At 60.2% G+C, this 26,133-nt stretch carries 24 protein-coding genes and 1 pseudogene; 16 read left to right on the plus strand and 9 right to left on the minus strand.

The features are described from left to right. Positions 1-200: 200 nt before the first annotated feature. From HF916_RS19740 to HF916_RS19755, 4 genes are all read left to right on the plus strand, one after another. The gene (locus HF916_RS19740) at positions 201-755 is read left to right on the plus strand and encodes an OsmC family protein (RefSeq protein WP_168790535.1); all 555 of its coding nucleotides are present in this window, start codon (positions 201-203) and stop codon (positions 753-755) included. A gap of 136 nt (positions 756-891) precedes the next feature. Further along, positions 892-2,481, plus strand: coding sequence for an ABC transporter substrate-binding protein (locus HF916_RS19745; RefSeq protein ID WP_168790536.1), 1,590 nt, complete (start codon positions 892-894; stop codon positions 2,479-2,481). A gap of 411 nt (positions 2,482-2,892) precedes the next feature. After that, on the plus strand, positions 2,893-3,942 hold the full coding sequence (locus tag HF916_RS19750) for a sulfonate ABC transporter substrate-binding protein (protein ID WP_168790537.1): 1,050 nt from the start codon (positions 2,893-2,895) through the stop codon (positions 3,940-3,942). Positions 3,943-4,061: 119 nt separating this feature from the next. Then, positions 4,062-4,817 carry an SDR family NAD(P)-dependent oxidoreductase gene (locus HF916_RS19755; RefSeq protein ID WP_168790538.1) on the plus strand — a complete coding sequence of 252 codons (756 nt, stop codon included), beginning with the start codon at positions 4,062-4,064 and terminating at the stop codon, positions 4,815-4,817. Between the two features lie 57 nt (positions 4,818-4,874). On the opposite strand, the gene HF916_RS19760 is transcribed toward HF916_RS19755, so the two are convergent. Further along, on the minus strand, positions 4,875-5,645 hold the full coding sequence (locus HF916_RS19760) for a GntR family transcriptional regulator (protein WP_168790539.1): 771 nt from the start codon (positions 5,643-5,645) through the stop codon (positions 4,875-4,877). 188 nt (positions 5,646-5,833) lie between these two features. On the opposite strand from HF916_RS19760, the gene HF916_RS19765 reads away from it, so the two are divergent. Both HF916_RS19765 and HF916_RS19770 read left to right on the plus strand, forming a co-directional pair. Continuing rightward, complete coding sequence (locus HF916_RS19765; protein WP_240975600.1) at positions 5,834-7,378, plus strand: SLC13 family permease; 1,545 nt, start codon at positions 5,834-5,836, stop codon at positions 7,376-7,378. A gap of 43 nt (positions 7,379-7,421) precedes the next feature. After that, positions 7,422-9,836, plus strand: a complete 2,415-nt coding sequence (locus tag HF916_RS19770) for a hypothetical protein (RefSeq protein WP_168790540.1) — start codon at positions 7,422-7,424, stop codon at positions 9,834-9,836. A gap of 94 nt (positions 9,837-9,930) precedes the next feature. Here HF916_RS19770 and HF916_RS19775 read toward each other — a convergent pair whose 3' ends face one another. Both HF916_RS19775 and HF916_RS19780 read right to left on the minus strand, forming a co-directional pair. Beyond that, the gene (locus tag HF916_RS19775; RefSeq protein ID WP_168790541.1) at positions 9,931-11,274 is read right to left on the minus strand and encodes a tetratricopeptide repeat protein; all 1,344 of its coding nucleotides are present in this window, start codon (positions 11,272-11,274) and stop codon (positions 9,931-9,933) included. A gap of 55 nt (positions 11,275-11,329) precedes the next feature. Continuing rightward, positions 11,330-11,620 (minus strand): hypothetical protein, encoded by a 291-nt coding sequence (locus HF916_RS19780; protein ID WP_206001918.1) that lies wholly within the window; start codon positions 11,618-11,620, stop codon positions 11,330-11,332. A 380-nt stretch (positions 11,621-12,000) separates the two neighbouring features. Between HF916_RS19780 and HF916_RS19785 the strand changes: the two genes are divergently transcribed. From HF916_RS19785 to HF916_RS19805, 5 genes are all read left to right on the plus strand, one after another. Further along, positions 12,001-12,216: a hypothetical protein gene (locus HF916_RS19785; RefSeq protein WP_168790543.1), complete on the plus strand. Its 216-nt coding sequence runs from the start codon at positions 12,001-12,003 to the stop codon at positions 12,214-12,216. A gap of 151 nt (positions 12,217-12,367) precedes the next feature. After that, on the plus strand, positions 12,368-12,931 hold the full coding sequence (gene ahpC, locus HF916_RS19790) for an alkyl hydroperoxide reductase subunit C (RefSeq protein WP_168790544.1): 564 nt from the start codon (positions 12,368-12,370) through the stop codon (positions 12,929-12,931). A gap of 185 nt (positions 12,932-13,116) precedes the next feature. Continuing rightward, positions 13,117-14,184, plus strand: a complete 1,068-nt coding sequence (locus HF916_RS19795) for a sulfate ABC transporter substrate-binding protein (RefSeq protein WP_168790545.1) — start codon at positions 13,117-13,119, stop codon at positions 14,182-14,184. 4 nt (positions 14,185-14,188) lie between these two features. Next, a complete protein-coding gene (locus tag HF916_RS19800) occupies positions 14,189-15,973 on the plus strand; it encodes a SulP family inorganic anion transporter (RefSeq protein ID WP_168790546.1) in 1,785 nt (594 codons plus the stop codon). A 214-nt stretch (positions 15,974-16,187) separates the two neighbouring features. Further along, positions 16,188-16,391 (plus strand): cold-shock protein, encoded by a 204-nt coding sequence (locus HF916_RS19805; protein WP_083083486.1) that lies wholly within the window; start codon positions 16,188-16,190, stop codon positions 16,389-16,391. Positions 16,392-16,461: 70 nt separating this feature from the next. Here HF916_RS19805 and phaP read toward each other — a convergent pair whose 3' ends face one another. After that, positions 16,462-17,031: a TIGR01841 family phasin gene (phaP, locus tag HF916_RS19810; protein ID WP_168790547.1), complete on the minus strand. Its 570-nt coding sequence runs from the start codon at positions 17,029-17,031 to the stop codon at positions 16,462-16,464. A gap of 361 nt (positions 17,032-17,392) precedes the next feature. On the opposite strand from phaP, the gene tauD reads away from it, so the two are divergent. The 3 genes and pseudogenes from tauD (at position 17,393) to HF916_RS19825 (ending at position 18,898) form a co-directional block, all read left to right on the plus strand. Then, positions 17,393-18,226, plus strand: a complete 834-nt coding sequence (gene tauD / locus HF916_RS19815) for a taurine dioxygenase (RefSeq protein ID WP_168790548.1) — start codon at positions 17,393-17,395, stop codon at positions 18,224-18,226. Positions 18,227-18,279: 53 nt separating this feature from the next. Further along, positions 18,280-18,426: pseudogene (locus HF916_RS50975) on the plus strand (ATP-binding cassette domain-containing protein); the annotation flags it as partial. Between the two features lie 160 nt (positions 18,427-18,586). Further along, entirely contained in the window at positions 18,587-18,898 is a 312-nt protein-coding gene (locus HF916_RS19825) for a hypothetical protein (protein ID WP_240975601.1), read from the plus strand. 72 nt (positions 18,899-18,970) lie between these two features. On the opposite strand, the gene HF916_RS19830 is transcribed toward HF916_RS19825, so the two are convergent. Continuing rightward, a complete protein-coding gene (locus HF916_RS19830; protein WP_168790550.1) occupies positions 18,971-19,798 on the minus strand; it encodes a MetQ/NlpA family lipoprotein in 828 nt (275 codons plus the stop codon). Between the two features lie 124 nt (positions 19,799-19,922). Next, complete coding sequence (lpdA, locus tag HF916_RS19835) at positions 19,923-21,323, minus strand: dihydrolipoyl dehydrogenase (protein WP_168790551.1); 1,401 nt, start codon at positions 21,321-21,323, stop codon at positions 19,923-19,925. Positions 21,324-21,749: 426 nt separating this feature from the next. Here lpdA and HF916_RS19840 point away from each other — a divergent pair, with 426 nt between their 5' ends. Further along, entirely contained in the window at positions 21,750-22,688 is a 939-nt protein-coding gene (locus HF916_RS19840; protein WP_168790552.1) for a helix-turn-helix domain-containing protein, read from the plus strand. A gap of 197 nt (positions 22,689-22,885) precedes the next feature. Next, entirely contained in the window at positions 22,886-23,977 is a 1,092-nt protein-coding gene (locus tag HF916_RS19845; protein ID WP_168788681.1) for an IS630 family transposase, read from the plus strand. On the opposite strand, the gene HF916_RS19850 is transcribed toward HF916_RS19845, so the two are convergent. Genes HF916_RS19850 through HF916_RS19860 form a run of 3 tightly spaced genes read right to left on the minus strand, consistent with a single transcriptional unit; the run spans position 23,936 to position 26,128 of the window. Beyond that, on the minus strand, positions 23,936-24,457 hold the full coding sequence (locus HF916_RS19850) for a DoxX family protein (protein ID WP_168790553.1): 522 nt from the start codon (positions 24,455-24,457) through the stop codon (positions 23,936-23,938). The two genes, HF916_RS19845 and HF916_RS19850, sit on opposite strands and share 42 nt — an antisense overlap. Beyond that, on the minus strand, positions 24,454-25,368 hold the full coding sequence (locus tag HF916_RS19855) for an HvfC/BufC N-terminal domain-containing protein (protein WP_240975603.1): 915 nt from the start codon (positions 25,366-25,368) through the stop codon (positions 24,454-24,456). Before HF916_RS19855 ends, HF916_RS19850 begins: the two co-directional genes overlap by 4 nt. Continuing rightward, positions 25,340-26,128, minus strand: a complete 789-nt coding sequence (locus tag HF916_RS19860) for a hypothetical protein (RefSeq protein WP_240975606.1) — start codon at positions 26,126-26,128, stop codon at positions 25,340-25,342. Before HF916_RS19860 ends, HF916_RS19855 begins: the two co-directional genes overlap by 29 nt. Positions 26,129-26,133: the final 5 nt, after the last annotated feature.

Consider the following 26,133-nt stretch of genomic DNA (forward strand, 5'->3'; position numbering starts at 1 on the left):
GCGGGAGGAGAAGGGCATTGAACGAGCGGGAAAGTTAGGGGCCTCAGGCGGGAAATGAAGCGTCGACTTATGCAAAGCAGAATCGCTTGGTTCATTCCCGTGAACGGGTTTGCTACCTTGTCGTGCGAAGCCGAAGCCGCTGGCCTTTCCGGCGCGCACTCCATCGATATCACCTCGCCCTTTAATTGAACCATCGAACTATGACGACTCTCAACGAGTATCTGGTACAAAAGCGCGTGGCCTGGCTCGCCAAACGCGAGGCAGCACGCAAAGATCCGGATATCAAGGCAAACCAGTTGAAGGCCAACGTGCGTGCATTGGGCCGCAGCGGCGTACGTGAAATCCGCATCCGTGACTTTCAGGTGATCAGCGATAGTCCAGCGGATTTTGCGGGCTACAACCTCGGTCCGGCGTCGCCCGAACTGCAACTCGGGGTTTTGGGAAGCTGCATCACGCACATCACGCTGATCCAGGCTGCGGAGCGGGAATTGCGGATCGACTCCATCGACGTCGAGGTGACCGGCGAGCAGCATCCGCTCGCACAGCAGCCTGGCTTCGAACATGTGCCGATCTTTCCGCACAACATTCGTTACACGCTAGACATCGTTTCGCCCGAGGCGCCCGAAGCAATCCGCGCGTTGCATGAGGCAGTCGAAGCGGTCTGCCCTATCTTCAATCTGCTGAAGAACCCGCAGACGATCGTGGGTGAATTGAGGCATGCGAGCACGGCGGAGGCAAAGCACGGCGCTCCTTGAGTTTTATTGCTGCCCGTGGTGTCCGCTGTCCTCTTGAATGGCGTTAAGCAACGATGCAAAGCTAATCACTTTTGCTTGTTTTCCGTTCCTTTCAGCGACCCTTACTATCCGCTATTCAATAATAAAGAGGATTGTTATGAGCACGCAAAACGGACTGCGCGGAACCCTGTTCGCCGCGTTGATCGCTTTCACTCTGATCGGCGCCGGCCCTGCACCCGCTCTGGCGGCGCCGAATCATGGCGGAACCCTGACATGGCTCGTCACGCCGGAACCGGCGTCGATCATTCCGTTGACCACTACCGCCGGGGGCAATGCGGAGATCGGCCCGAAAGTGGTCGAAGGCTTACTGACTTACGACAAGGATCTCAATCCTCAACCTTTGCTGGCTAGCGCATGGTCGGTCAGCAGGGACGGGCTTCAATACCGTTTCACGTTGCGTCGCGGCGTGAAGTGGCACGACGGCAAGCCGTTCACTTCCGCCGACGTTGCCTTTTCGATTCTGACGCTCAAGCAGGTTCATCCGCGTGGCCGAAGCACGTTCGCGAACGTGACCGACGTCAGGACCCCTGATCCCTACACCGCGATCATTGAGTTGTCGAAGCCGGCGCCGTTTCTGATTACCGCGCTTTCGGGTTCCGAGTCACCGATCATCCCCAAGCATCTGTACGAGGGAACAGACATCGTGTCCAACCCGTACAACAGCGCGCCGGTCGGCACAGGCCCCTTCGTTTATAAGTCGTTTGTGCACGGCAGCTATATTCTTCTGGAACGCAATCCGGACTATTGGGACAAGCCCAAGCCGTACGTCGACAAGATCATCGTGCGCTTCCTTCCTGATGGTGCGGCTCGGGCCGCCGCGCTCGAATCGGGTGCAGCCAATCTTGGCGACCAGGCAATCCCGCTGTCGGACGTCAAGCGGTTTGCAGCGCTGCCCAACTTCAGTGTGGATACGACCAATTGGCCGTACGTGAGCAACCATCAACAGTTGATCTTCAATCTGGACACGCCGGTTCTCAAAGACAAGGCCGTGCGTAAGGCGATATCGCAGGCGATCGACGTCAACGCGTTGAACCGCGTCGTTTGGTATAACTACGGTCAAGTTTCCGCCGCAGCCATCGGCGTGGCTAACACGAAGTATCACGACGCCGACATCCATTACTTTCCGTATGACATCGCTCAGGCCAATGCTGAGCTGGATGCAGCCGGGTTGAAACGTGGCGCGGACGGAAAGCGGTTCAAGCTACGGTTACTCTTCAATCCGTTCCAGGATCCGCGGGCCGCTGATTTTGTCCGCCAGTCCCTGGCGCGCATCGGGATAGACGGCGAGATCGAAAGCTATGATTTCGCGACTTACGTGAAGAAGGCCTACACGGATCGCGCTTTCGACATTACGCTCGAAGCGCTCGCAAACGTGTTCGATCCGACCGTGGGCGTGCAGCGCGTGTTCTGGTCGAAGAACTTCAAGATTGGGTTGCCGTTCTCCAATGCGGCACACTATTCGAATCCTGAAGTGGATCGGTTGCTTGAGGCCGCCTCGGTGGAGACCGATGAGGCGAAGCGACGTCAGCTATTCATTCAGTTCCAGCAGATCGTGCATGATGACGTTCCGTCGATCGAGTTTGGCGCGAATCCGAATATCGCTATTGTTTCGAAGAAGGTCAAAGACTATGCGCCGACTGGCGAGGGATTAAGGGGAAATTTTGCTGATCTGTATATTCAGCAATGAATTGAGGTTGATGTCGGTTTGTTGACTGCGCCGCTTACGGTGGATTATTTGCTGGGATGTGTTCGCAAGGCTGACCTGAATCTGGTCGCGGCTCGCACGGCGGATCTGCATAAGCCCTATGTGATCGATATCGCTAACGCGTATCGGTCAGCCGAATTCAAGCGTGTAATTGACGAGCGCTTTCCTGGCTTCTCCAAACCCGCTGATTGGCGCTAAACACGTTGTGCGCGCTTTGCTCGACGAAGGCGCACGACATGTTCTGTCGGCGCGAACGCGCTGATGCGTACCCGCGACGTACTTGCAGCGGAATCATAACCTTATGACCTTTCATTGGTTGCCGTACGCCGCGCTGCCCGTTATTTTCAAACTATCCAGTATTCCGCTCACTCAATTCATCAATCTGGCAGGCTCATGGCTTCTCGCGACACACCGGACTATTCGGCCCCTGCGGACTCCGCGGACAATCTGGCAGGCATCGACCTGACCGACGCACGCCGGCGCACGCTGCTAAAGGCCGCCGCGGCGGGTGCAGCGACCTTCGCCGCCGGCGCGCTCTTCACCGCGCAGCGGGCGCAGGCTCAAACGCAATCCTCGGGCAAAACTTTGCGCATCGGCTTTCAGAAATACGGCAACTTCGTGGTTCTGAAAGCGCGCGGCACGCTCGAAAAGCGCCTCGCCGCGCAGGGCGCGTCGGTGCAATGGCTTGAATTCCCGGCTGGACCGCAGCTTCTCGAAGGCTTGAATGCGGGCGCTGTGGATGTCGGGACAGTCGGCGAAACGCCGCCGATCTTTGCGCAGGCCGCGGGTGTCGACTTTGTCTACATCGGCAACGAGCCGCCGGCGCCCAAGGGCGAGGCGATCGTCGTGCAGCATGATTCGCCGATTCGCGCAGTCGCCGATTTGCGCGGCAAGAAGGTTGGGCTGAACCGCGGCTCGAATGTGCATTTTCTGCTGGTCAAGGCCCTGCAGCATGCGGGTCTCTCGTATGCCGACATCCAGCCGGTTTTTCTGACACCGGCGGACGCGCGTGCGGCATTTGTTCAGAAGAGCATCGACGCCTGGGTGATATGGGATCCGTATCTGGCCGCGATCGAACGGCAGGCGAATGCGCGGGTGATCGCCAATGGCGAAGGTCTCGTGCGTAACACGCAGTACTATCTCGCTGCGCGCAAGTTCGCCGATGCACAGCCTCAACTGCTGCGAGAACTGCTCGCCGAACTCGATCAGGTCGATCGATGGGGGCGCGACAATATTCCTGCTGTCGCCAGTCAGTTGTCGCCGCTCATCGGCCTCGACGCGCCGACGCTCGAAGTGGCATTGAATCGCGCAAGTTATGGCGTGCAGCCGATCGATGCAGCCACGCTCGACTACCAGCAACAGATCGCGGACACCTTCACCGAATTGAAGCTGATTCCGAAGAAGCTAGTCGTAGCGGACGCGAAATGGCGCGCCGCCGTTTAACTTACCGCGATCCGCTATTTCTATTCTCAGTAACGCTCGCGTACGCTGCGTGAAGTAGACGCGTAGACCTATCGCGGCCACATGTCGCGAGCCGCGGCAACGATGCAACGGAGAACCCAATGACCGAGGCTATCAGGACAAACGAAACGAACTCCCGACTCGCGTGGATTGCCGGAGTGGGCGCGAGTGCCGGACTAGGGGCGGCGCTCGCGCGCCGTTTCGCTCGCGAGGGTTTATACGTCGTCGTGACAGGCCGCTCGCGCGAGCGGCTCGATGCAATCGTCGACGAAATTCACAGCACGGGCGGTCGTGCGCTTGCATTGCCCGGCGATGTCACGAGCGAGAGCGATCTCGCCGATATTGCGCGGCAACTGGCCGAAATCGGCACGCTCGAAGCCGCCATTTTCAACGCCGCTGGCGCAACGCGCGCGCCGACGCTCGAGTTGAGCGCCGCGCAGTTCGAGGCGGCCTGGCGCGTCACGACGCTCGGCGGCTTTCTGTTCGCTCGCGCGGCATTGCAGCCGTTGCTGGCAGCCGGGCGAGGTTCATTGCTGTTCACTGGCGCGACGGCTTCGCTGCGTGGCCGCCCACCGTTTGCCGCATTCGCTTCCGCCAAGGCCGGCCTGCGGTCGCTCGCGCAGAGTCTTGCGCGCGAGTTCGGGCCGCAAAATATCCATGTGGCGCATGTGGTGGTGGACGGCGGCATCGACGGCGAACGCTTGCGCACGTCCGCACCGCAGCGAGTGGCCGAACGCGGCCCGGACGGACTGCTCAACCCCGACGATATCGCTGACGCGTACTGGCATCTCCATCAGCAGAGGCGCAGCGCGTGGTCGCAGGAAATCGATCTGAGGCCATTCAACGGATCGTTTTGATGTGGCGGGGACGTGATCAAAGGCGTGATCGTCATCGACACGTCGGCGCGATCAATCCTACTTGGGACTCGAGTGCTCCACCGTCCGCGCACTCAACTCGCCGTTCATCGCGCTGCTCACGACGAACTCATACCGTTCCGGCCGGATATGAAATAGCGTCGACTCGCAGACACGTCCATCCGTGAGACGTGAAATACGTTTCATCACCAGCAGCGGTGAGTGTTCAGGCGTTTGAAGACTACGCGCGATGGCTGCCGACGCCGCCACGGCGGTAATGCTCATGTCGGCGCGAGCGATTTTCCATCCCGGTAACGATTCGATGATCTCGTACGAAGGCCGCGTTTGCGCGAGCTGTTCGGAGATCGTTTCCGCTTCCGGCAGCAACCACGTCTGCGCGAGCGCGACGCTCACGCCGTCCACGGAATGCAGCCGTTCGAGGTAGACCGCGTGTTTCACCTCGCTCGCGAATACACCGGCCATGTCGGGCGGCAGCTTCTTGCCGGGCTGCATGCGCAGGAGCTTCATTTGCGGCTCGGCGCCCTGGCGCGCCAGCGAATCGTAAAAGCCCCGCAACACGTCCAGCCGATGCTGCATGCGCTTGCCGCTGGCAAAGGTGCCCTTGCCCTGTTTCCGCTCCACCAGCTTTTCGTCCGCCAGCTTGCCGATGGCCAGACGCACGGTCACGCGGCTCACGCCGAAGCGCTCGCTGAGTTCCGCCTCCGACGGCAGCTTGCCGGAAGGCTCGTAGCTGCCGTTCTCTATCTCGCCGCGCAATGTGCCGGCAATCTGATCGTAAAGCGACGTGACGTTCTCACGGACCAAAGTCATGTTCGGTGTTTCCCTTTCGCGGCGTGCCCCGGCACTGCCATGGATCGGTGTCGCGGCTAAGCGATTCTTCGTATAAGGATATGAGAAGTGCTTCGATCGACAACTTGTATTAATACGTATTATGCCAACTTTCCGGCACGTCGGGTCCGCATACGGACGAATCCTGGCCGCATCATGGGAGTGGGGAAGTGGCAAACGACACATCGGGCTATGCATCGGTCGCAAGTGTAGGTCCAGCCGCGAGGCCGCAGGAGAGTCACGCTGCGACGGCTCATCCGTCAGCGCGTGGGAGTCTGTTGAAGGCTCGTGCGGGATTTCTGCTCGCGTGGCTGTGCTTCGTCGTTATCGCCTGGGTGCTGCCCGCACCGCAGGGTCTGACACCGCACGGCAGGGCCACCCTGGCCGTGGTCGCGTGGGTGGCGATCGTGTGGATCAGCGAGGCGATTCCAGTTGGCGTCAGCGGCATTCTTTTGCCGATGCTGCTCGTGTTGTCGCACGCGGTCACGCCGTTCCCTAAAGCCGCGAGCGGTTTTGCCGCGCCGGTCGTGTTCCTGTGTCTTGCGGCGTTCCTGTTTTCCGCAATCATGCAGGCCGCGGGGCTCGATCGCCGCATCGCGCTGGTGTTGCTCGACAAACTCAAGGTGCGCTCGGCCAACGGCGTGATCTGGGCGATGTTCGTCGTCAACTTCGTGATGTCACTGGTGGTGCCGGCTGCCAATGCCCGTGCGGCCGCGTTGCTGCCGGTGACCAACGGCATTGTCGCGCTGTTCGGCGATAGCACCCGCGAGCGGAGTGCCAGAAAAGCCATTGTGATCCAGACACTGGTCTACGGCTCCATGATCAGCGGCATGTGCATTCTCACCGCGCATCTGCCGAACATGGTTGTCTCCGGTCTGCTGGAGAAGCAGTTAGGCATACGGATTTCGTATTTCACGTGGTTCCGGCTGCAGTGGCCGTACCTCGGCATGTTCGTGCTGACGCAGTTCTGGGTGCAGCGCTACTTCAAATCGCGCGGCGTGCCGGTGCCCGGCGGCCGTCAGGCGATCGTCGACGCGCGCCGCACGCTGCCGCCGGTGGCGCGCCAGGACTGGTTGGTGCTCGCGGTCTTCGGTTTCGTTGCAGTCATGTGGGCCACCGAATCGCTGCACCACCTGCAATCGGAAATCGTCGCGTTGATCGCGCTTGCGCTGATGTTCGCACCTGGCGTGCTGCGTTCGGGCTGGAAGGAGATTCAGGAGCGCACCATCTGGGGCACGCTGTTTCTGCTCGGCGGTGCGCTGTCGCTGTCCTCGGCGATCAGCGATTCGGGACTCGCGCAGTGGGCCGCCGATCACATCTACACGCTCGCTCACGGCTATGGCTGGTGGTTGACGCTGGCGATCGTGATGATCGGCACGCATGTGATCCGGATCGGCATGCTGTCGAACGTCGCGGCCGTGACCATGATCGCGCCGATCGCGCTCGCGTTGGCGCCGCGTCTCGGCCTGCATCCAGTGGCCTTCACGTTGCTGATCAGCGATACCGACAGCTTCGCCTACCTGCTGCCCACGCAAATCACAGCGGGTGTGATCGCCTACAGCAGCGGAGCCTTCACGACCTCGGACTACGCGAAAGTGGGCGTGGTGTCCGTGTTGATCGCGATCGCCTACGGCATCTGCGTGATGGCCCCGTGGTACGCCTGGCAGGGCATCCCGATCTGGAATCCCGCTGCGCCCTGGCCGTTCGCGCATTGATCGCGCCACTCTTTACCGCATTCTTCGATTAAGAGAACACCCAATGAACCAGGAACACGAAAGCCTTGAGGCAAGGCTCGCCGCCCGGGGCGCCGCGCTTCGCAAGCGGCTCGGCCCGCATGTTGCGCCAGCCGGTTTGTACGAGCGTCACAAGGCGCTGCCGTTCGCCGGACGGGTGAGTTGCAATGTGACACAACTCGAAGCGGGCAGTTGGAGCGAAATCGTACTCGACTATGAAGTGGGCCAGTCCGGCATTGCCGATGGTGCCTGGCTGAAGGCGACCTTCAAGTTTTATTCGGATTGGGCGCTGTTTCAGACCAGCGACCCGGCCGCGGCCAATTACATCAGCGCGGAATATCATGCGGCGCCGCTCGTCCCGGGTCAAAGCCCCGCGACGGTCCAGTCGCTGAACGTACGCTTCGATCAGAAGGGTCATGAGCGGCCGTTCCAGAAGGCCGTCATTGTGGATGTCGCCGACGGTTACCTGAACGCCGGCGACCACATTGTGATCAGACTGGGCGATCGGCGGCGCGGTCCGGGCACGCGTGTTCAGACCTTCGTCGAGGATCAGTTCCGATTCCGCCTTTACGTCGACCCGCTCGGCACTTCGCGTTTCGTCGCGGTGCCGGGCGATGTGGTGATCGATATCCGTGCCGGTGCGCCGGCTCAAGTGCTGCTCAATGGGCCGCGTTTCGTACAGCCTGGACAGCCCACGCCGTTCCGGCTGTCGTTGCAGGACCGGTGGGGCAATGCCTGTCGCGATGTCGGCGGCGACTTGTGCGTGCGGGCCTATGACGAGCGCGAACGCATCGTCTATGAACGGGCGCTGCCGCTGCCCGCCGAAGGCTGGGCGAGCGTCGCGCTGAACGACTTGCCGACTTCGCCCGGCAGCCTGCGTATCGTGGCGGATGTCCCGTCGCTGCGTGACGTCCGTGCGGCAGAGGCGTTCCTGACGGTGGATGCCGCACTGCCGGTTGCGCGTTCGTTGTACGCCGACTTGCATGTTCACGCCCACGACACAGTAGGGACGAACAGTCCGGCCTATAACGCGGCGTATGCCCGCGACATCGGCGGCATCGACGTACTCGGCTACACGGCCAACGATTTCCAGATCACCGACGAGAACTGGCAACTGGGTGTCGAAACCGTCGAGCAGTTCAACGAAGCCGGGCGTTTCGTTGTTTATCCGGTGCAGGAATGGTGCGGCAGTTCGACGGCAGGTGGCGACCACAATGTGGTTTTTCTCGGCGACGAGCGGCCCGGTTTCCCGTACAACGCGCGTGGCGAACACAACCGCACGCTGGTGTGGAACGAGGACATGAAGGGCGCGGCGGTCGAACTGGGCCGCTGGCCGGTGGACGAACTGTGGGACGCCTACGTGGACGATGCTGCGCATCATCTGGTGATGCCTCACGTGGGCGGCCGCCGTTATATCCCTGACTGGCATCATCCGGGACTGGAACGGCTCGTCGAAATCGCTTCGACGTGGGGCCATTTCGACTGGCTCTATCGCGACGTGATTGCACGTGGCTATCAGCTCGGCGTGGCGGCGAGCGGTGACGAACATCGCGGCCGGCCCGGCGGCGGTGCGCCTGGCGTCAGCGTGTTTGGCGTGCACGGCGGCTTGACTGGCGTGTTGTCCGATTCACTCGACCGGCGCTCGGTCGGTGAGGCTCTGCGTGCCCGCCGCACGTGGGCCACCACCGGCGAGCATAGCGCGGCGCTGGTTCGCTGCGGCGAGCACTGGCAGGGCGATGCCTTCACGCACCGTGGACCGGCATCGCTTGATTATCGTTTGCTCGGCCGTGCGGGCTGGGAGTATGTCGCCGCGTTCGATCATAACGGCCTGCTCGCCGAGCGCAATCTTCATGAAGAACTCGGCTATGCCGAGCGCCTGATCCGGATCCGCTGGGGCGGTGCGCGGATTCGCGATCGATATCGTTGGGCGTCCTGGCAAGGGCGCATTCGCATAATCAACGGCACCATCAACAATTTTGGCGCCGCAGGCTTCGAGCACCTGGAAGAGGCGGCGTGGCGCACGGGCGCAACCGACATTGAGTTTCGTAGCGATACCTACGGCGACGCCGACAGTATCGAGATCGATGTGAGCAATCTCGGCCAGGCGCGCATCGTGATCGAAGGCACGATCGACGGTTTCGTTAAAGTGGGTGATCCGCTGCAGGGCAATCCGTTTGCGCATGCCCCGACGTTTCGCTGGGAAATCAGCGGGGCGGAGTTGCTTGCAAACGGCGCGGCGCGGCATGAACTCGGTGGCACCGAACTGTTCCTCGCTGTCGAGCGTTTGACGGACAAGCCGCTCCCCGTGGATCTGGCGGGCAGTTTCGAGGTTGCGCCGCAGAACGCCGGCTTTGGTTTTCGGCCGGTCTATGTGTTCGGGCGTCAGCGCGACGACAGCAAGGTGTGGACGTCAGCGCAGTTCATCACGTTCGATGTGTAGTCCGACTGTTCGATGCGGGCATGCGTGGTTGGGGCAACTGCCTGGATGACGATCAGCGTGATGGCGCTCGGGCAATCGTTCAGAACCCACACCGTCAGATGGCGTGAAAAGAATAATCACCAATCCCGCCGACGCTCGCGTAATGCTGTCTGGTGCGTTCGGTCGGCCTCACCGCGATGCGTTCGGCGAGCAGTGCGCGGGTCAGCCCGAGTTGCCCCGCGCGTTCACTGGCAACAATGAGTGTCTGCGTAATGAGATCGCGCTGCGCGTGGCTGCCACCAATGCGAATCGCGTTGTAGCGCACCGGCAAGAAGTAGCCCACGGCTCGCGCGTATTCGCCTGCGGCAAAGGCGAGCACGCCATCGATCAGGCGGCGGCCGACTTCCGCAGTCACACTCCAGTTGTCACCTCGGCCGTCTCGCGTATAACGCTCTAGCGAGCGGCGAAACCGTTCGAGTTCCAGCCGGTTGCCGGCGCGCGAAACGGCAAGGGCGATATGCAGATCGTTGAATACCAGCACGTGATCGTCGACATGGGTCAGCCATTGGGCGGCGAGCGGGCCCCAGCGCTCTCCGACGTCAGCGCCCGCCAGTTCCAGTCGCCAGAGCAGTGCGGACGCATCGACGAGATCGAGCAGGAAGTCGCCTGCGAGTTTCGGTGCAACATACTTGTCGTAGTCGGCCAGCACTTCGTCGAAGCGTCCTTCCTCGATCAGATAGAGGGCAAGATGCCAGCCATTGTGGACAGCGAGCGCGTGAGCGCGGCTCCAGGCTGGGTGGGCCGCCTGCAGGAACGCGATGCCTTCGGCCTGGCGACTTTCTGTCTCCAGCACATGTGCAACCGCGTGAATCGCCCAACCGTCTTCGGCATTGCGGGCAATGGCGGCGTGAGCCACCTTTTCCGCGCGACGCAGTTCGCCCGCTTCCTCCAGGCCGAACGCATACTGTCCGAGAACATAGCCGTAGTTTTCGCCCTGCGGATCCCAATGCGGCAGCACCCTTGCAATGGAATCCCGGATGCTGAGCGACTGACCGAGGCAGAAGTAAGCGTCGTGAGCGAAGCGTAATGCCAGTGCGTCGGTCGGATGATCGACGAGGATGCTCTCCCACAGATCGATCGCATTGGCGATTCGTCCCGCAGCCAACGTCCGCGCGGCAGCGAGATGGCGGATTTCGCGCGGGGTCGCGCCGGCGCTGGCCTGTTCGGCCGAGTCGAGGGCGGTTGTAACACGCGGATAGTCGCCGCGAAATCCGCCGAGCAGAAACAGCGACGCGATGGCGCTACTGGCCAGACCGAAGTCAGGATCCTGATCCACCGCGTCCTGCAAGCGGGCAACAGGATCGCCCTTCCAACCGAAGCAGTCCGAGATGGCGCGGTCGAGCGCAACGACGGATTCGTCCGACGCTGTCACCGGCAGGCCTTGGGCGTCGATGGCCATTATCGTGCTCCCGGCTGGTGACCGTGCCGTTGCTCACATCCTTCGACCGATTGGATCATGGGATGTGGTTGAGCAGGATCGACACGAGATGGTGCAGGGTGTCGCTAGCATAGGCCGTCAGCGCGGAAAAGAGCGATCCATCGCTCGCACCCGAAATTTCCCTGTGAATGCACGCCAGAATAGCGCCGACTAACAACACGGTGCCCACCCGCTTAACGGACCCGCGCGGGAAATCAGCTGGCGCCGACGCGTTTTCTGTAGCGTCGTCGAGCGTTCGACGAGAAAGATATCCGAATCCCTTCATGATGGTCGGCGGATCGATTGAGAACATATCGAGTGTCTGCAATCAGGCGACTGCGTCGAACCAATTTTTTTGCATATCGATAGAAGCACGGCGGCTTAGCGCCGTAGCGCATATTGATCTGCTGATTTGTTCGTGGCGCCTGAACGCTGCCGGGATGAAAATCGCACCAGTGTTCTTTTTCTCTCCGAAGACATCCTGCTGAGTCTGCTGCTGATACGCATATGAGGTTTTGAGCGATGGGTCTGACAAGGCCCTCGCCGCGAGAAACCCACCGTTGCCCTATCGAATCTCTCCTTTTTTATCTATGCAACGACGAGTGAATACGGATTTGCATTTGCCAAATGCTTATTTCTCCCGCTCCGGTAAGCCGGTTAACCTCGACTCGTTGCTTTTAGCTGTCACGTATCGGAGGTGAATCGGGCATGCATTACAAAGGTTATGAAGTGGCGCCCGCGGCGCAAGCTCTACCCGGTGGATTGTTCGCAGCGAACCTCGTCATTCAGGACGAGGTGTCGCTGTTGAAGCCGGCTTTCGTGTTCGACGAACTCGACTACTTCTTTGAGTCGGATCTTGCCCTGGCCTATGCGGCTCGCTGGGCGCGCCTTTGGATCGATGACCAGCCGTCACGGTGGTCATGAAACCCGTGGCAGAAAGCTCATTCGCGTGACGAGACGAACAGCATTTCATTCTGCGCGGATTTCATACAAGAAAAGATCAGTTCCGTCGTTTCGTGGCGCGACTAGCCTAATTGATTGCTTCCGACAGCCTCAAATCGATCAAGGAAAATTTATGTCTCTCATCAACACACGGGTTAAGCCGTTCAAGACAACCGCGTACCACGGCGGTCAGTTTGTGCCAGTCAGTGAAGAGAATTTCAAGGGTAAGTGGTCGGTCGTAGTGTTCTATCCGGCCGACTTCACATTCGTGTGCCCGACCGAACTCGGAGATCTGGCCGATCACTATGCCGAGTTCCAGAAGCTGGGCGTCGAAATCTATGGCGTGTCCACGGATACCCAGTTCACACATAAAGCCTGGCACGATACGTCGGACACGATCAGGAAGGTGAAGTACCCGCTGGTCGCGGATCCGACTGCGACGCTCGCCCGCAACTTCGACGTGCTGATCGAGGAAGAAGGGCTGGCATTACGCGGCACTTTTGTGATCAACCCCGAAGGTCAGATCAAACTCTACGAAGTGCATGACAACGGTATTGGCCGCGATGCCAAGGAACTGCTGCGCAAGGTGCAGGCCGCGCAATACGTTGCATCGCATCCTGGCGAAGTCTGCCCGGCGAAATGGACTCCCGGCGCCGAAACGTTGACGCCGTCGCTCGATCTGGTGGGGAAAATCTGACCGCCTGCTTTCGATAAGCCGACGACTAGTCACGGCCGACGCTTTGCATATCACTAGAAATTGGTTTTCGACGAGTCCATCCCGGGCAGACAATCGTTTCCGGATGACGGTACGCAATACACCGCCTTTGCCGGAGTGTTTCAGTGCTGCAAGGGACCCGGATGGCCGGGGCCGCAGGAGAAACAATGAAACGTCTGCCTTTGCTCAACCTTGCCGCCGTGGCGGGAGTCGTGATCGCCGTGACGCTGATCACGGTGAAAAACGTCCAGGGGACTACGAACAATGAGCTCCTGAACGTTTCGTACGACCCCACCCGGGAGTTGTATCGTGCGCTCAACGCCCAGTTTGTTGCGGCCTACCAGCAGGAAACGGGAATCCGGCTGCAAGTGAAACAGTCGCACGGCGGGTCCTCCCGTCAGGCGCGCGCGGTGGTGGCGGGCGAGCAGCAAGCGGATGTCGTCACGCTAGGGCTTTATTCGGATGTCGACGCGTTGCGCAAGCAGGGTTTGATCGCCGATAACTGGGCTCAGCGTCTGCCGAATCACTCGCAGCCGTACTACTCGACCATCGTATTCGTGGTGCGCAAGGGCAATCCCAGGCATATCCACGACTGGCCGGACCTGATCGTGCCAGGTGTGGACGTCGTGACGCCCGATCCACGCAGTTCCGGCAACGGCAAACTGAGCGCCCTCGCGGCGTGGGGCGCGGTGACGACACGCGGTGGCAACGAAGGCGCAGCGCGCGACTATCTCAACGCGCTGTACCAGCATACGGTCCGGCTCGATAGCGGCGCGCGAGGGGCGGCGATCGGTTTCACCGTCGAAAAGATCGGCGACGTGCAACTCGCGTGGGAAAACGAAGCGCTGCGCGAGGTCGCGGATGCACGCGACGAACTCGAGATTGTCTACCCGCCGGTCAGCATTCTTGCCGAGCCCTATGTGGCTTGGGTCGACACGAATGTGGCGCGCCATCACAGCGAACGCGAAGCGCGAGCGTACCTGAAATTCCTGTTTAGCGACGCGGCTCAGCAGACCATCGCGCAGGCGGGCTACCGGCCTTTCAACGCGAACATTGCGCAACGCTTCGCCGCGCGCCTGCCGCCGCTCAAGCTTTTCCCGGTGACGGCGATCGCCCGCGACTGGGATGACGCGAACCATCGCTTCTTCGACGAGAACGGCATTATCGACACAGTGCTGAAGCCAACTGACGGCGCGGCGAATTCGTCCAGCCAGAGCGCAAGAGACAAAGGGTGACTTCATGGCGCTGCCACGTAACTTCTCCTACGACTGGAGCAAAGGTAAGCGAGATCTGCTTGCAGGTCTGACGGTTGCCGCCATTTCGCTGCCGCAAGGCATGGCATACGCGCTGATCGCGGGCGTCGATCCCCGCTTCGGATTGTATTCGGCGGTGGTGGTGACGCTGATAGCGTCGTTGCTGGGCTCGTCGTCGCATTTGATCAACGGGCCGACCAGCGCGATTTCCCTCGTCGTGTTCAGCGCGCTCGCCTTTCTCGATCCGAATGCCACGGCCGATGTCTACGAGGCGATGTTTCTGCTCGGCGTGATGGTTGGCATTGTCCAGATCGGCATCGCCGTCTTCAGATTGGGTGATCTGACACGCTACATTTCGGAGTCGGTCATCCTCGGCTTCATGGCGGGGGCCGCGGTACTGCTGGCGATCGGCCAGATCGGTAATGCGCTGGGCGTGCGCGAGAAGGGCACCGGTCACCAGCATGTACTGTACCGGCTCTGGTTGACGCTTACGCAGGGCGATCCCGTCAACCTGAAAGCCGTGGCGCTCAGCGCGGCTTCAGTTATCCTGGCGGTGGCGTTGCGCCGCGCAGTTCGGCGTTACCGGCTGCCGCAAATCGATATGTTCGTCGTTCTGCTGATCGTTGCAGGGAGCGCATACGCATTCGGCTGGTCGCAGCCAGAAGAGGGCGGTCATACGGCGGTTGCTGTCATCGGTGCGTTGAAAGCGGGGTTGCCGTCGCCTCATATACCGGAGATTCACTGGAACTGGATCGGTCAATTGTCGTCGAGCGCGGTCGCGATTGCGTTTCTCGGCTTGCTGGAGGCGCTCTCTATCGCGAAGTCGATTGCGCATCACACGCATCAGCCGCTCGATTACAACCGGCAATGTCTCGCAGAAGGCGTCGCCAACCTGGCGGGCGGTTTTTTTCGCTGCCTGCCGGGCTCGGGTTCTCTGTCGCGCTCCGCAATCAATTATCAAGCTGGGGCTGCCACGCGATTCTCAGGCGTGGTGACCGCTGTTGCTGTCGCGCTGGCGGTGCTGGTGCTTGCGCCACTCACGCGTTATATCCCAAAGGCGGCGCTCGCGGGGCTATTGCTGGTGACCGCCGTGCGCCTGATCGATGTCGAGCGCCTGCGCTACACATTCCGGGCCTCGAAATATGATGCCGGCCTGATCGTATTGACGACGCTCGCCGCGTTGTTGATCGGCGTCGAATTCGCGATCCTGGTCGGTGTCGCACTGTCTATCCTCCTGTTTGTTCCGCGCGCGGCGAAGTTGAAGGCCACCGAACTGGTCGTGAGTCCGGAGGGTGTCGTGAGAGAGCGTTTGCCGTCCGATCCGTCATGCGCCGCCGTCGCGGTCTGGGATTTTGAAGGCGAGTTTTTCTTTGGCGCAGCCCCGGAACTCGATCGTCATTTCGAAACGATCAAGGCGCGTGCGCAGCAACAGGGCGTCCGCTATCTCGTGCTGCGCTTCAAGCGCGTGAGGAATCCCGATGTCGTGTGCATCGAACGCCTCGAACATTTTCTGCGCGACGCACAACGGGACGGACTCGTCGTACTGCTCGCCGGACTTCGGCCGGCATTGCGCCAGGTGCTCGGCAATCTGCGTTTTACCAGCTGGTATCCGGCAGACCGGTTTTTCCCGGAAGAAGATGAAACGTGGTCGGCGACGGTACGCGCTGTCCGTTACGCCTACGCACAACTGGGCGCGAGCAACACCTGTCCTCACTGCGCGGGACGCTTGCAGGCCGAGCAACGCCCGGCGGATCTCTATTACCTCGTGTAGGCCTGGGTTGACTGGTGCAAAACGGTAGGGTTCGCGCGCGTGATAAACATCGAAGAATAGATTCGTTTCGAGTGCTTCACGCATGCCGTATTGTTTATATTGCGCCGCACGGATGCAACATCTCGTGACGCAACCTGGACCCGGCAGCAACGGAGCGCGTCACGCGCGAAACGCCTTCGCCGCGGTCCAGCCCAACACTCAGTCAGGAATGCTCATGGCAACAGGTACGGTCAAGTGGTTCAACGACGCAAAAGGATTTGGCTTCATCAAGCCCGATGACGGCGGCGACGATCTATTCGCACACTTCTCCGAAGTGCGTACGGAAGGTTTCAAGTCGCTGCAGGAAAATCAGAAGGTGAGTTTCGAGGTCAAGCAGGGGCCTAAAGGCAAGCAGGCTGCCGACATCAAGCCGCTGTAACTCGCGGGCGGCGACGGGCCCCAGTCGCGGGCCCGTGCGGCGCCCCGCGACTGGGGCATGGTCTCGTGTATCAGGCGGCCTTAGCGGCTCGCGCCGTGTGTGCAGCGCTTTCCTTGACGGCTTTCGACGAAGCGATAGTCACTGCATTGAAATTGTTCTCCGCAATCTCGGCGGCCTGTCGGGTTGCCTTGTTCACGGTGTCGTAAGCGGTATGGGCGGCGGTGATCGTTGACTTAAGCAGGGCGACTGCCGATTCCGAACCAGCCGGTGCGTTCTTTGTGACGCTGTCGACAAAGGCCTGAGCGTTCTGGCTGTACTCGACAAATTGCGCTTCGGCGAGCTTGACGAACTCCTGATGAGTGTCCGTCAGAATCTCGTACACCTGCCGGCTGTACGCATTGCCCTTTTCAGCGGCAGGCTGTAGGAGGGCGTTGTGAAGTTGGAAGAGTTCCGGCAGTTCTTTCTCCGCCAGTGCCTTTTGCGCGGTCTCCTGAGTTTCAGCAAATATCGACTTCGCGGCCTGCAGGTTCAGCAGGCTCAGCTTTTCGACGCCCTCGACAAATTTGCCTGTCAGGCTGAAGAATGTATCTACATGTTTCTTTTGGGCTGCGGCGAATTGTTCCTGAGAAAACTGGGTCATCTCGATCCTCTTGGGTAGACGGCAGTGGTGGCGACTTCGAACACATGGCGCGAACGTGATGCGTCGCAACATGAGCCCTATTCTTGGTGGTCACAGGTGATGAAGTCAAATCACTTATTCGCGAATGCATAGAGGGTCGACGAGATCGTGACATTCGCTGTCCCGCGTACTGGCAAATGAAGTCATCAACTGAAATCCATAAGTAAATGATTTCTTGTTCGTTGGTTTTGGGTCGATTTCTGCGGAGAATCTGGCGCCTGAGTTCCCCAGCCGAAGTGCCGGTCCGGATCGCTACCCGGGACGACAGCACGAGCTGGCGCGTGTGCGTCACCGGCAGAATCAAGCTTTCAAGGAGTGTGGAGTGAGTTTGAATTTCACCCGTCTTACGCCGGCGCTCGGTGCGCTGGTGGAGGGTATCGATCTGGCCCAGCCTATCGATAAGGACGTGCGGGACCAAATCCGCGAGGCGTTGACGCGCCATCAGGTATTATTTTTTCGCAACCAGACTATCAGTCCACTACAACAGCGCGATTTCGCTGCACAGTTCGGCAATCTGCACACCCATCCCATCTATCCGCAGCATCCCGAGGCGCGCGAGATCATGGTGCTGGATACCGAGGCTCTCGACCTCAAAGACAACGCCATCTGGCACACCGACGTCACGTTCACCGAGACCCCGCCGCTTGGCGCCGTACTCGCCGCGCGGCAGCTGCCGGAAACCGGTGGCGACACACTGTGGGCGAGCAGCTTTGCTGCGTATGACGCGCTATCCGACAGGCTGAAGACCTTGCTGGAAGGACTGACGGCAACGCACGATTTCACCAGGAGCTTTCCGCTCAAGCGTTTCGGCCTGACCGAAGCAGACAGACAGCGCTGGAATGAGACACGGCTCAAGAACCCGCCGTTGAGTCATCCGGTGGTCCGCACCCATCCGGAAAGCGGCCGCAAGGGTCTCTTTGTCAACGAAGGCTTTACCACTGAGATTGACAACTTGCCCGAAGAAGAAGGCAAGGCGTTACTCAACTTTCTGTTCGCACACCAGTCGCGCCCGGAATTCAGCGTGCGTTGGCGGTGGGCGTTGGGTGACGTGGCCTTCTGGGACAACCGCTCGACCAGCCACTACGCGGTGGACGACTACCACCCAGCTCGGCGTGTCATGCACCGCGCCACTGTTCTCGGCGACAAGCCATATTGAGCAGCGTAGGCGGATGACGCTTGCGTAATGAAACCCGGGCGATGAGTAACCGTGATGAGATTTCCAGCGGTTTGCGCCAGCGCGTCGGACTTGCACGGGCACTCGCGGCAGATCCGTCAATCCTGCTGATGGATGAGCCGCCTGGCGCGCTCGATGCACTCACGCGAGAGCATGTGGGCCGACTGACACTCATGTGGCGACGTGTCGCGTTTCATAACCATATCGGAACTCGGTCTTTCCAAATTTTTGCGAACCCTGCCATGCTTCCACTCAGGCTGCGCGCAGGTTCAGCGCGCGGCGTTCATTTCAAACCCGTAGTGGCCGACCTTTATGAGCATGGATCCGTTAATCGATAGTTTGATGCTGAAAATGCGACACAACCGCGTCTACACGACAGTGACTTTCGCCCGCCTGTTCGGCGTGTCGGAAAAGGCCGTCGAAGCCGCGCTCGCCACGCTGATCGATGCCGGTAAGGTGCGCACCTGCATCAACGCGCGGCGCGACGTTGGCTACTGTTTGACCGGCGCCACACCGGTGTCCGGTTCGACGGCGCTGTCCGAGGCAACCACCGTTGCCACGCCGCCTTTGCTACGCCGCGTCGACGGTGCGCTTGCCGGCTACGACAGGCAGCTCGATGCGCATCGTTCGCTCGCCATGCTCGTGCGCCGCTGAGGTTGTCACGGGCTGCGCTGAAGCGCGCCGCGTGCTGCTCAGCCCGCGGCGCGCATTAACATTGGGTGCGCCTTAATGTTGCGGCGCACCTTCCCATGCCGGCAGCGTCGCACCGTGATAGACGGTCAGAATCGTGGTCGCGACGTTAGTCTGCTGATAGCTGTCCACCAGCGCCTTGACCCAAGGCGCCTTCCCATCTTTCGCGTTGACCGCGATGAAGTTGCGATACGGATTGCCCGGCACCTTCTCCTGCGCGATACGCTCCTGCGGGATCTTGATGCCGGCCTTGATCGCCCAGTCGGTATTGACCACGGCCGCGTCCAGATCGCCGATCGCGCGACCGACGATGCCCGCGTCGAGCTCCTTGATCTGAACGTGCTTCGGATTGTCTGCGATATCGCGAGCGGTCGGCAACAGGCCAACGTCAGGACGCAGCTTGAAGAGCCCATTCGCTTGCAGAAGCAGCAGCGCGCGGCCTTCGTTGCTCGGATCGTTCGGCACGCCGATCGTCGCGTTCTGCGGGAGCGCGGCGACTGATTTCACCTTGCGCGAGTAAAGGCCGATCGGTTGCACGTAGGTGTAGCCGACCGGAACGATCTCATAGTGGCGCGCCGCGATCTGCGCGTCGAGATAAGGTTTGTGCTGGAACGAATTGGCGTCGAGGTCGTGTTGCGCGAGCGCTTCGTTCGGCTGCGTGTAGTCGGAGAACGTCGTGACCTTGATGGTGAGGCCATGTTTGGCCGCGTTGACCGCGACTGCGCGCCATACATCCTCGTCCTCGCCGGACATGATGCCGACACGCACCGTTTGATCGGCTGCCAGCGCCGACTGTGCGCTCACGATGCCGCAAGTCAGAAGAAGGGACAGCAATGCGCCTTTGAACGTCGCGGTTGTTTTCATGTGTTCCGATGTGATCAAAATGAAGATCGAGAGATGCTAGAGAGTCTCTCGCCATGACACAAATAATATCGAGCACTATCGTTATGCAGATGCGCGCAAGCAGGGACGTACGGCGAATCCTGCGCTATGCGTGCATCATCCATCCACCTGCGGCCATTGCCGCCTGACGCAGTGCCTCCGACCAGACCGGATAGGGGTGACAGATTCGCGCAAAGTCCTCGCAAATCATGGAGGCCTCCATCGCAATGGCCACTTGTGAAATCAGATCGCCTGCCCCCGGCCCTATGAGATGCGCTCCGGCGATGAGATTCGTACGAGAATCGACCAGCAGTTTCACAAACCCTTCGGAAGTGTTGCAGATGGCGGCACGGGCACTGGCGGCGAGCGGATAATAGCCGACTCTATAAGCTGCTCTGGCCTCCTGAAGTTCGTCTTCGGTTTTCCCGATCATGGCGACTTCTGGGCTCGTGTACAGGACGTAGGGAATCGACGAGTAGTTGACGAATCCAGGAAGACCGGCGATCCGTTCGGCACAGGCTATTGCCTCTTCTTCGGCTTTTGACATCAACTGCGGGCCGCTTGCCGCATCGCCAACCACCCATATTCCCGTGCCATTCGTCACTAGCCCCTGCTGAGGCAATGCGCCTTCCGGGCCTGGCTGAATGCCGACGCTCGCGAAATTCAGTCCGACCGTGGATGGCCGGCGGCCGATAGCGACGAGGACCATTTCAGCGTCGACGGTGGTGCTCTCGGCGGATTGCGCGCTGCGGAGTCGAACGATAACGCTGTCGGAGTGTTTGTCGAGACCAATAACGTCGCTCGACAACCTGATCTCAATACCTCGTCGCTTTAGCGAGCGCTCCAGGGTGGCCGTCACAACGCGATCGAGCCAGTGGCATATGCGATCGCGCCGCTCGATGAGGGTGATGCGCGAACCGAGGCGGCGCCAGATCGAGCCGATCTCGACGCCTATAGAACCTGCGCCTATGATCGCCAGATGCCGCGGTACGCGATCGAGTGACAACGCATCAGCCGAGTCGAGAATCCGCTTGTGATCGAAAGCGGCAAACGGGAGCGGAATTGGTTCTGAGCCCGCGGCAATGACGACCGTAGTTCCGGACAGGGTTTGCTGCGCGCCGCCCGCTTTCCTGACGATAACTTGTCCCGAGCCGGCAAGTATCGCGTCTCCATAGATGAGCGTTACGCCCTGCTTGCGCAGCAGCCCGTGAACACTTTTCGACAGCTTTTCAACGGTCGCTGTTTTATAAGCCATCATCCGCGCGAGGTTGAGCGTCGGGACGCCGTCGATTCCTAGTGCGGCGTTCTTCCCCCTGCTGGCAAGGTCATATAGTTCAGACGTGCAGAGCAACAGGCGGGACGGAATGCAGCCAGTTCGAATACCAGCCCCGCCGACATTCGACGCTCGTTCGACACAGACAACGGCAAAGCCGAGCTGGGCTGCCCGGATGGCGGTGTTGTAACCGCTCGCGCCGCACCCGATGACGATGACGTCGTAATGGTTCATCAGCCTTGTGCCCTGGACTACTACTAACGAGGAAGTGAGCGGGATTGGCATTCGCCCTCGCGGCCATTCGTATCTGGCCACGACATGGAGAGATGGGTCGAGACTATCAGGACAAGGGCGAGCCGGATTGAACACTCGTGCTCACTTTGGTTGATGCTTGACGAGCAAAGCGGCAGCCTTTCTGTTGCACGGAAAGTGTCTAGCTTTATCGTTGAGCCAGACACCTCGCTGCGCCAGAAATCAGAAATATTTTCGTGTTAGGATCTGCGCACTGGGCTGCCACTTCGATCGCAAAGCCAGCACACCGCATGAGCGGAACGTTGTTGGCGGAGTCGGGTTGGCGGTTCCATTTTCTATCGCAATCGATACAGCGGCGCCTGGCGCTGATTCGAGCTTTCCGGCAGCAAGCTGATCTGGCACTGCGACATGTCGACGATTCATCAATCCGCGGATAAGCCTGTCACTATCGATGAGATCGTGCATGTCTTATCGCATCGTCCCACTGCGACAACGCGTGAGCGCGACTGGCCAGGGGTCACCGTTGACATGTATGCTGCTCTCCCCAATATATCGGAGCGGTATCCTGCTCTCGATCATCACCTTATCTGCTATTGCCCCTCCGGGAGCGCGCGACTTGTACAGGGGCGAGAAGGGACTGTCCACGAAAGCCTTATCTCAGCAGGCGTTTCAATGCTCATGCCGGCAGGGTATGACTCGCTCTGGGAAGGGTGTGCATCGGCGACGGCGAGGTTGCGCATTCCAACAACGCTGATTGCCACCGCGGGCGAGGAAATAGGGCGCCACAGCACGTCGCAGATCGAGATCCGCAATGTGTTCGAGACGCGAGATTCCGTCATCGAGCACGTAGCGCAGATTCTCATCGGGGAGCTCGATCGCGCGCCTCACCCCGCGCAGACTCTCGTTGTCGATCAGGTGTCGTTCGCGCTCGCAGCGCATCTGCTGAGGAGCTACAACCTGTTCGAGCCCGTCGTGCCACGCGTACTGCCGGCGCTAAGCCGCCTCGAGGTAGCTCGTGTTACCGCATACATCGAAGACAATCTGGATAGACCGATAGGACTCGTCGAGCTTGCCGCTATCGTGAACGTGAGCCGTTTCCACTTTACCCGTCTGTTCAAGCGAAGCACCGGTATGACAGCGATCGGCTTTGTCGAGCAATGCCGGATTCGTCGTGCTCAATCGCTGATCATGGAAACGGCGATTCCACTTTCGGAAGTCGCGCTCATGACGGGCTTTGCGGATCAGAGTCACTTTACCCGTCGTTTTCACCGGCACGTGGGTTGCACACCGGCCGCCTTCGCGCGGGAGCATGGTCGGCGACGTGCGATAAAAGGACCGCGGGACTGACTGTCGCCGCAAGGCAGTTTGCTTCTGGATGGCTTTCGGGATTGTCCATTGCTTCTCTTTGCGAAAATACCGAATACGAACAACGATCTGGAATCGGCGTTGTCTTCATATTTCTCGCCGATCTAGTGTGCCGTTCTGTTGTTAACTAATCTATGTTCACGTAGCATGCTGGTATCAACGGAACGGGAGATGCCAGCATGCCCATGGGACGACCGAAGGCCGAACTGGTGTTGAGTGAAGATGAGCACTCGCAACTGACTTCGATAGCGCGTTCGCGCTCGATTTCGGCGGCGCTGGTGACGCGTGCGCGCATCGTGCTGGCTGCTGCTGTCGGGGAACCCAACAGCGCCATTGCCCAGCGTCTTCAGCTCACGCGTGCCACGGTGGGCAAGTGGCGTCTCCGGTTCCTGGAGCATCGCATCAACGGGCTGTATGACGAAGTACGTCCCGGCAAGCCGCGCACGATTGACGATGAGCGGCTGGCGCAGCTGATTCACAAGACCCTGCACACCAAGCCAGCGGATGGCTCCACGCACTGGAGCGTGCGCACGATCGCCGCCGAAACGGCTATCTCGCCCACGAGTGTGCACCGGTACTTCAAGCTGCTGGGCCTGCAACCGCATCGCAGCGAAAGCTTCAAGCTCTCGACCGATCAATTCTTCATCGAGAAACTGCGCGACGTGGTTGGCCTGTACCTGAGCCCGCCCGAGAATGCATTGGTCCTGTGCGTGGACGAGAAGAGCCAGTGTCAGGCGCTCGAACGCACGCAACCCATGCTGCCGATGGGTTTCGGCTACGTCGAAGGCGTTACCCACGACTACGTTCGTCATGGCACCACCACGCTGTTCGCCGCCCTGAACGTACTCAACGGCGCAGTGCTCGCGACCTGCAAGCCGCGTCATCGGCATCAGGAGTTCCTGTCGTTTCTGCGCGAAATCGACAAGGCCGTACCGGCTGAACTCGACGTGCACTGCATCGTGGACAACTATGGCAGTCACAAGCATCCCAAAGTCAAGGCGTGGCTCGCAGCAAAGCCCCGCTGGCACATGCATTTCATTCCTACCTACAGTTCGTGGCTTAACCAGGTCGAACGCTTCTTTGCGCTGATCACCGACAAGGCCATCCGCAGGGGCTCGTTTGGCTCGGTCAAACAACTGATCAAGCGTATCGATCAGTTCGTTTCCCACTACAACGAAAACTGCAAGCCATTCATGTGGACTGCTTCCGCTGATTCCATCCTCGAAAAACTACACAGACTTTGTTCGCGAATCAGCGGAACGGAACACTAGCCGGTGGCTTATCAAGCGATCGAGCGACAGAGGTCCCGCACCCAGCGCCATGATCGCAACGGCAAGCGAAGCCCAATAGAGGTGGAAATTTGCCCAGCCGTCGGGAAACACCAATTGGATCACCGCGGTCATGAGCAGCAGAGCGAGAGCCGCGAACCGGGTCGCAAGTCCCAGCACGAGAAAAACAGGGAGCGTGATTTCCGCTACGGCTACGATGAAAGCGACAATGTCAGGCGCCGGAAAATTGTAGGCGCCGCCGAAGACGTGGACTTTGAATTGATTCTCGAACAGAAACAGCGTTGCCGGTGAAATGGACAGAAAGCCGTCCCATCGAGTAAGACCAGAGCGGAAGAAGGGAAGTGCAAGAGCAATCCGCAGCATTGGCGGAGCGAGCAACCAGCCGAGCGACTGGATTAGCGCCAAAGCGTGGCGAATCCGCAGTTCCAGACGGCCTTTCGTGCGCGCGCTAACCTGACTCATGCAGACCTCGCAATCTGGCTGCACTGGGAATCGTCTCGCATGTTCCATCCGACAATCGCACTGACCGCGAATAGATCTCGAAGCGTGCCGGCCAGGTCGAAATTTAAATCTTCGTCGAATGCGAGCGTGGCCGCATCGGCCATCGACGCTTTGGCCGCGAGGCTCAGGATAAAAGTCGCCGCGCCAGCAGGTATTCGGCGAACCTCGACCTCCGCAAAAGGGCGTATCACAAGAGCATTTTCGCCGCCGCTAAAGATGTCGAGCGCACTGGGCACGCCGTCGTCAATGTTCATCCGCCATATCTGGACGGCGGGATAAGGCGACCGTACCACGCGGGTGGAAGGGTGCAGCGTCAACACGATCTGAGGAAGGCTCCGGGAATCAATCGCGGCAAGCTGAGCGGGATCGGCCGGCGGCGCCTCGACGGCGTGATACGCCTCGGCCCACGCGCGCTCAAGTCGGGCGACATCGGCCAGATACGGCACGCTATTCGCGGGCTCGAAGGTTTCGACGAAACCCGGGAACGTTGCGCCGTACTCAAGCATGACCGGAGACCGTGGCGGCTCGAGCGCGACGTAGACGCGGGCCATCGCCGCGAAGAACTCAGCGCCTACGATGCGACGCACAGCAGGAAAGGCCGCTTTCAATGCGTCGACGAGGCCAGCCACGACATTATTCCGATATACGTTGAAGCGTCTTTCACTGGGCCGCCGATCGGGGCCGACGAGGCCTGGAGGGACGCGCTTACCGGGATCCAGCAGCGCCGTAGCGAAGCGCCTCTGGCGTTCGCACAGGCAATCCGGATTCGGGTCGGTGCGGCCGGTTCTGCTACTCAACTGTCCGGCGGATACTTGAGATGATGCTTCGCGTGCCATTGCGCTCTCACGTTCGGGGCGGGCGTTGAACGACATTCGTCCACAGCTCGCGAAGACTTTCGACGCCGCCGGCAGTCGAACTCCAGAGCGTGGCGTCGCTAACGAGCAAGGTGCCGGCAAACGTGTCCAGTCGAGACTGCAGGAGAGCATCGAATGTTGCGTGGGCAAGTGCGAAGGGATGCAGCGGGGCAGTGGGTTCGATTCGTTGACGGGCAAGAACGTCGAGTTTGTCGACCGCTTCGCCGAACCGCTCGAGTTGCGGCAGATGCGGATGCAGATTGAACGTGCTGACTTTCTGCAGCAGGCCTAACCGATCGAGCGAGATGTCGGCTTCGATCGGTGTTGGAGATCCGTTTGCTTCAGCGCCCGGCCTGAGTCCGAAGCGGTTTTCCACCGGCACGCCGAGGCCCGCGAGGAGCGAACGTGCGAAGCCTCCGAACCGTTGACGAGGCGGAATCGTCTTGTCGCCGTGATGTTCGAATTCTACAATCTGACGTTGCAACTGCTCGTTTTCCGGGAGATCGGTTACATCGCCGATATCATGGTGCGGGCAGATGAAGGCGAGATGGTCGGAATGTGCGAGGAACGCGCGTAGCGCTTCGATTTCCGCGCTTCCCGCTGTTTGCGCCGTCCTGAGCGAGTCGAAACTGATGACGATCAGCGTGTCGACTTCGTTCAGAAGTCGAGCATCCAGCGGCATGAGCGTCCCGTCGTCCGTGACACGCTCGATCTCTGTGACGCTCTGGCCAGTCAGCGCTGCCGCCAGATCGACGAAGGCGGTGAAGTTGCGCTTCATGATGT

It is taken from the genome of Paraburkholderia aromaticivorans (assembly GCF_012689525.1).
GTDB lineage: Bacteria > Pseudomonadota > Gammaproteobacteria > Burkholderiales > Burkholderiaceae > Paraburkholderia > Paraburkholderia aromaticivorans_A.

Coding starts and splice junctions, on each gene's coding strand:
- HF916_RS19755 (WP_168790538.1), top strand. CDS start 4,062: ATGACCGAGGCTATCAGGACAAACGAAACGAACTCCCGACTCGCGTGG.
- HF916_RS19850 (WP_168790553.1), bottom strand. CDS start 24,457: ATGAGTCAGGTTAGCGCGCGCACGAAAGGCCGTCTGGAACTGCGGATT.
- HF916_RS19750 (WP_168790537.1), top strand. CDS start 2,893: ATGGCTTCTCGCGACACACCGGACTATTCGGCCCCTGCGGACTCCGCG.
- HF916_RS19800 (WP_168790546.1), top strand. CDS start 14,189: ATGGCGCTGCCACGTAACTTCTCCTACGACTGGAGCAAAGGTAAGCGA.
- HF916_RS19855 (WP_240975603.1), bottom strand. CDS start 25,368: ATGTCGTTCAACGCCCGCCCCGAACGTGAGAGCGCAATGGCACGCGAA.
- HF916_RS19785 (WP_168790543.1), top strand. CDS start 12,001: ATGCATTACAAAGGTTATGAAGTGGCGCCCGCGGCGCAAGCTCTACCC.
- HF916_RS19860 (WP_240975606.1), bottom strand. CDS start 26,128: ATGAAGCGCAACTTCACCGCCTTCGTCGATCTGGCGGCAGCGCTGACT.
- HF916_RS19805 (WP_083083486.1), top strand. CDS start 16,188: ATGGCAACAGGTACGGTCAAGTGGTTCAACGACGCAAAAGGATTTGGC.
- HF916_RS19830 (WP_168790550.1), bottom strand. CDS start 19,798: ATGAAAACAACCGCGACGTTCAAAGGCGCATTGCTGTCCCTTCTTCTG.
- HF916_RS19770 (WP_168790540.1), top strand. CDS start 7,422: ATGAACCAGGAACACGAAAGCCTTGAGGCAAGGCTCGCCGCCCGGGGC.
- HF916_RS19740 (WP_168790535.1), top strand. CDS start 201: ATGACGACTCTCAACGAGTATCTGGTACAAAAGCGCGTGGCCTGGCTC.
- HF916_RS19795 (WP_168790545.1), top strand. CDS start 13,117: ATGAAACGTCTGCCTTTGCTCAACCTTGCCGCCGTGGCGGGAGTCGTG.
- HF916_RS19745 (WP_168790536.1), top strand. CDS start 892: ATGAGCACGCAAAACGGACTGCGCGGAACCCTGTTCGCCGCGTTGATC.
- HF916_RS19775 (WP_168790541.1), bottom strand. CDS start 11,274: ATGGCCATCGACGCCCAAGGCCTGCCGGTGACAGCGTCGGACGAATCC.
- HF916_RS19760 (WP_168790539.1), bottom strand. CDS start 5,645: ATGACTTTGGTCCGTGAGAACGTCACGTCGCTTTACGATCAGATTGCC.
- HF916_RS19845 (WP_168788681.1), top strand. CDS start 22,886: ATGCCCATGGGACGACCGAAGGCCGAACTGGTGTTGAGTGAAGATGAG.
- phaP (WP_168790547.1), bottom strand. CDS start 17,031: ATGACCCAGTTTTCTCAGGAACAATTCGCCGCAGCCCAAAAGAAACAT.
- ahpC (WP_168790544.1), top strand. CDS start 12,368: ATGTCTCTCATCAACACACGGGTTAAGCCGTTCAAGACAACCGCGTAC.
- lpdA (WP_168790551.1), bottom strand. CDS start 21,323: ATGAACCATTACGACGTCATCGTCATCGGGTGCGGCGCGAGCGGTTAC.
- HF916_RS19825 (WP_240975601.1), top strand. CDS start 18,587: ATGCTGAAAATGCGACACAACCGCGTCTACACGACAGTGACTTTCGCC.
- HF916_RS19840 (WP_168790552.1), top strand. CDS start 21,750: ATGTCGACGATTCATCAATCCGCGGATAAGCCTGTCACTATCGATGAG.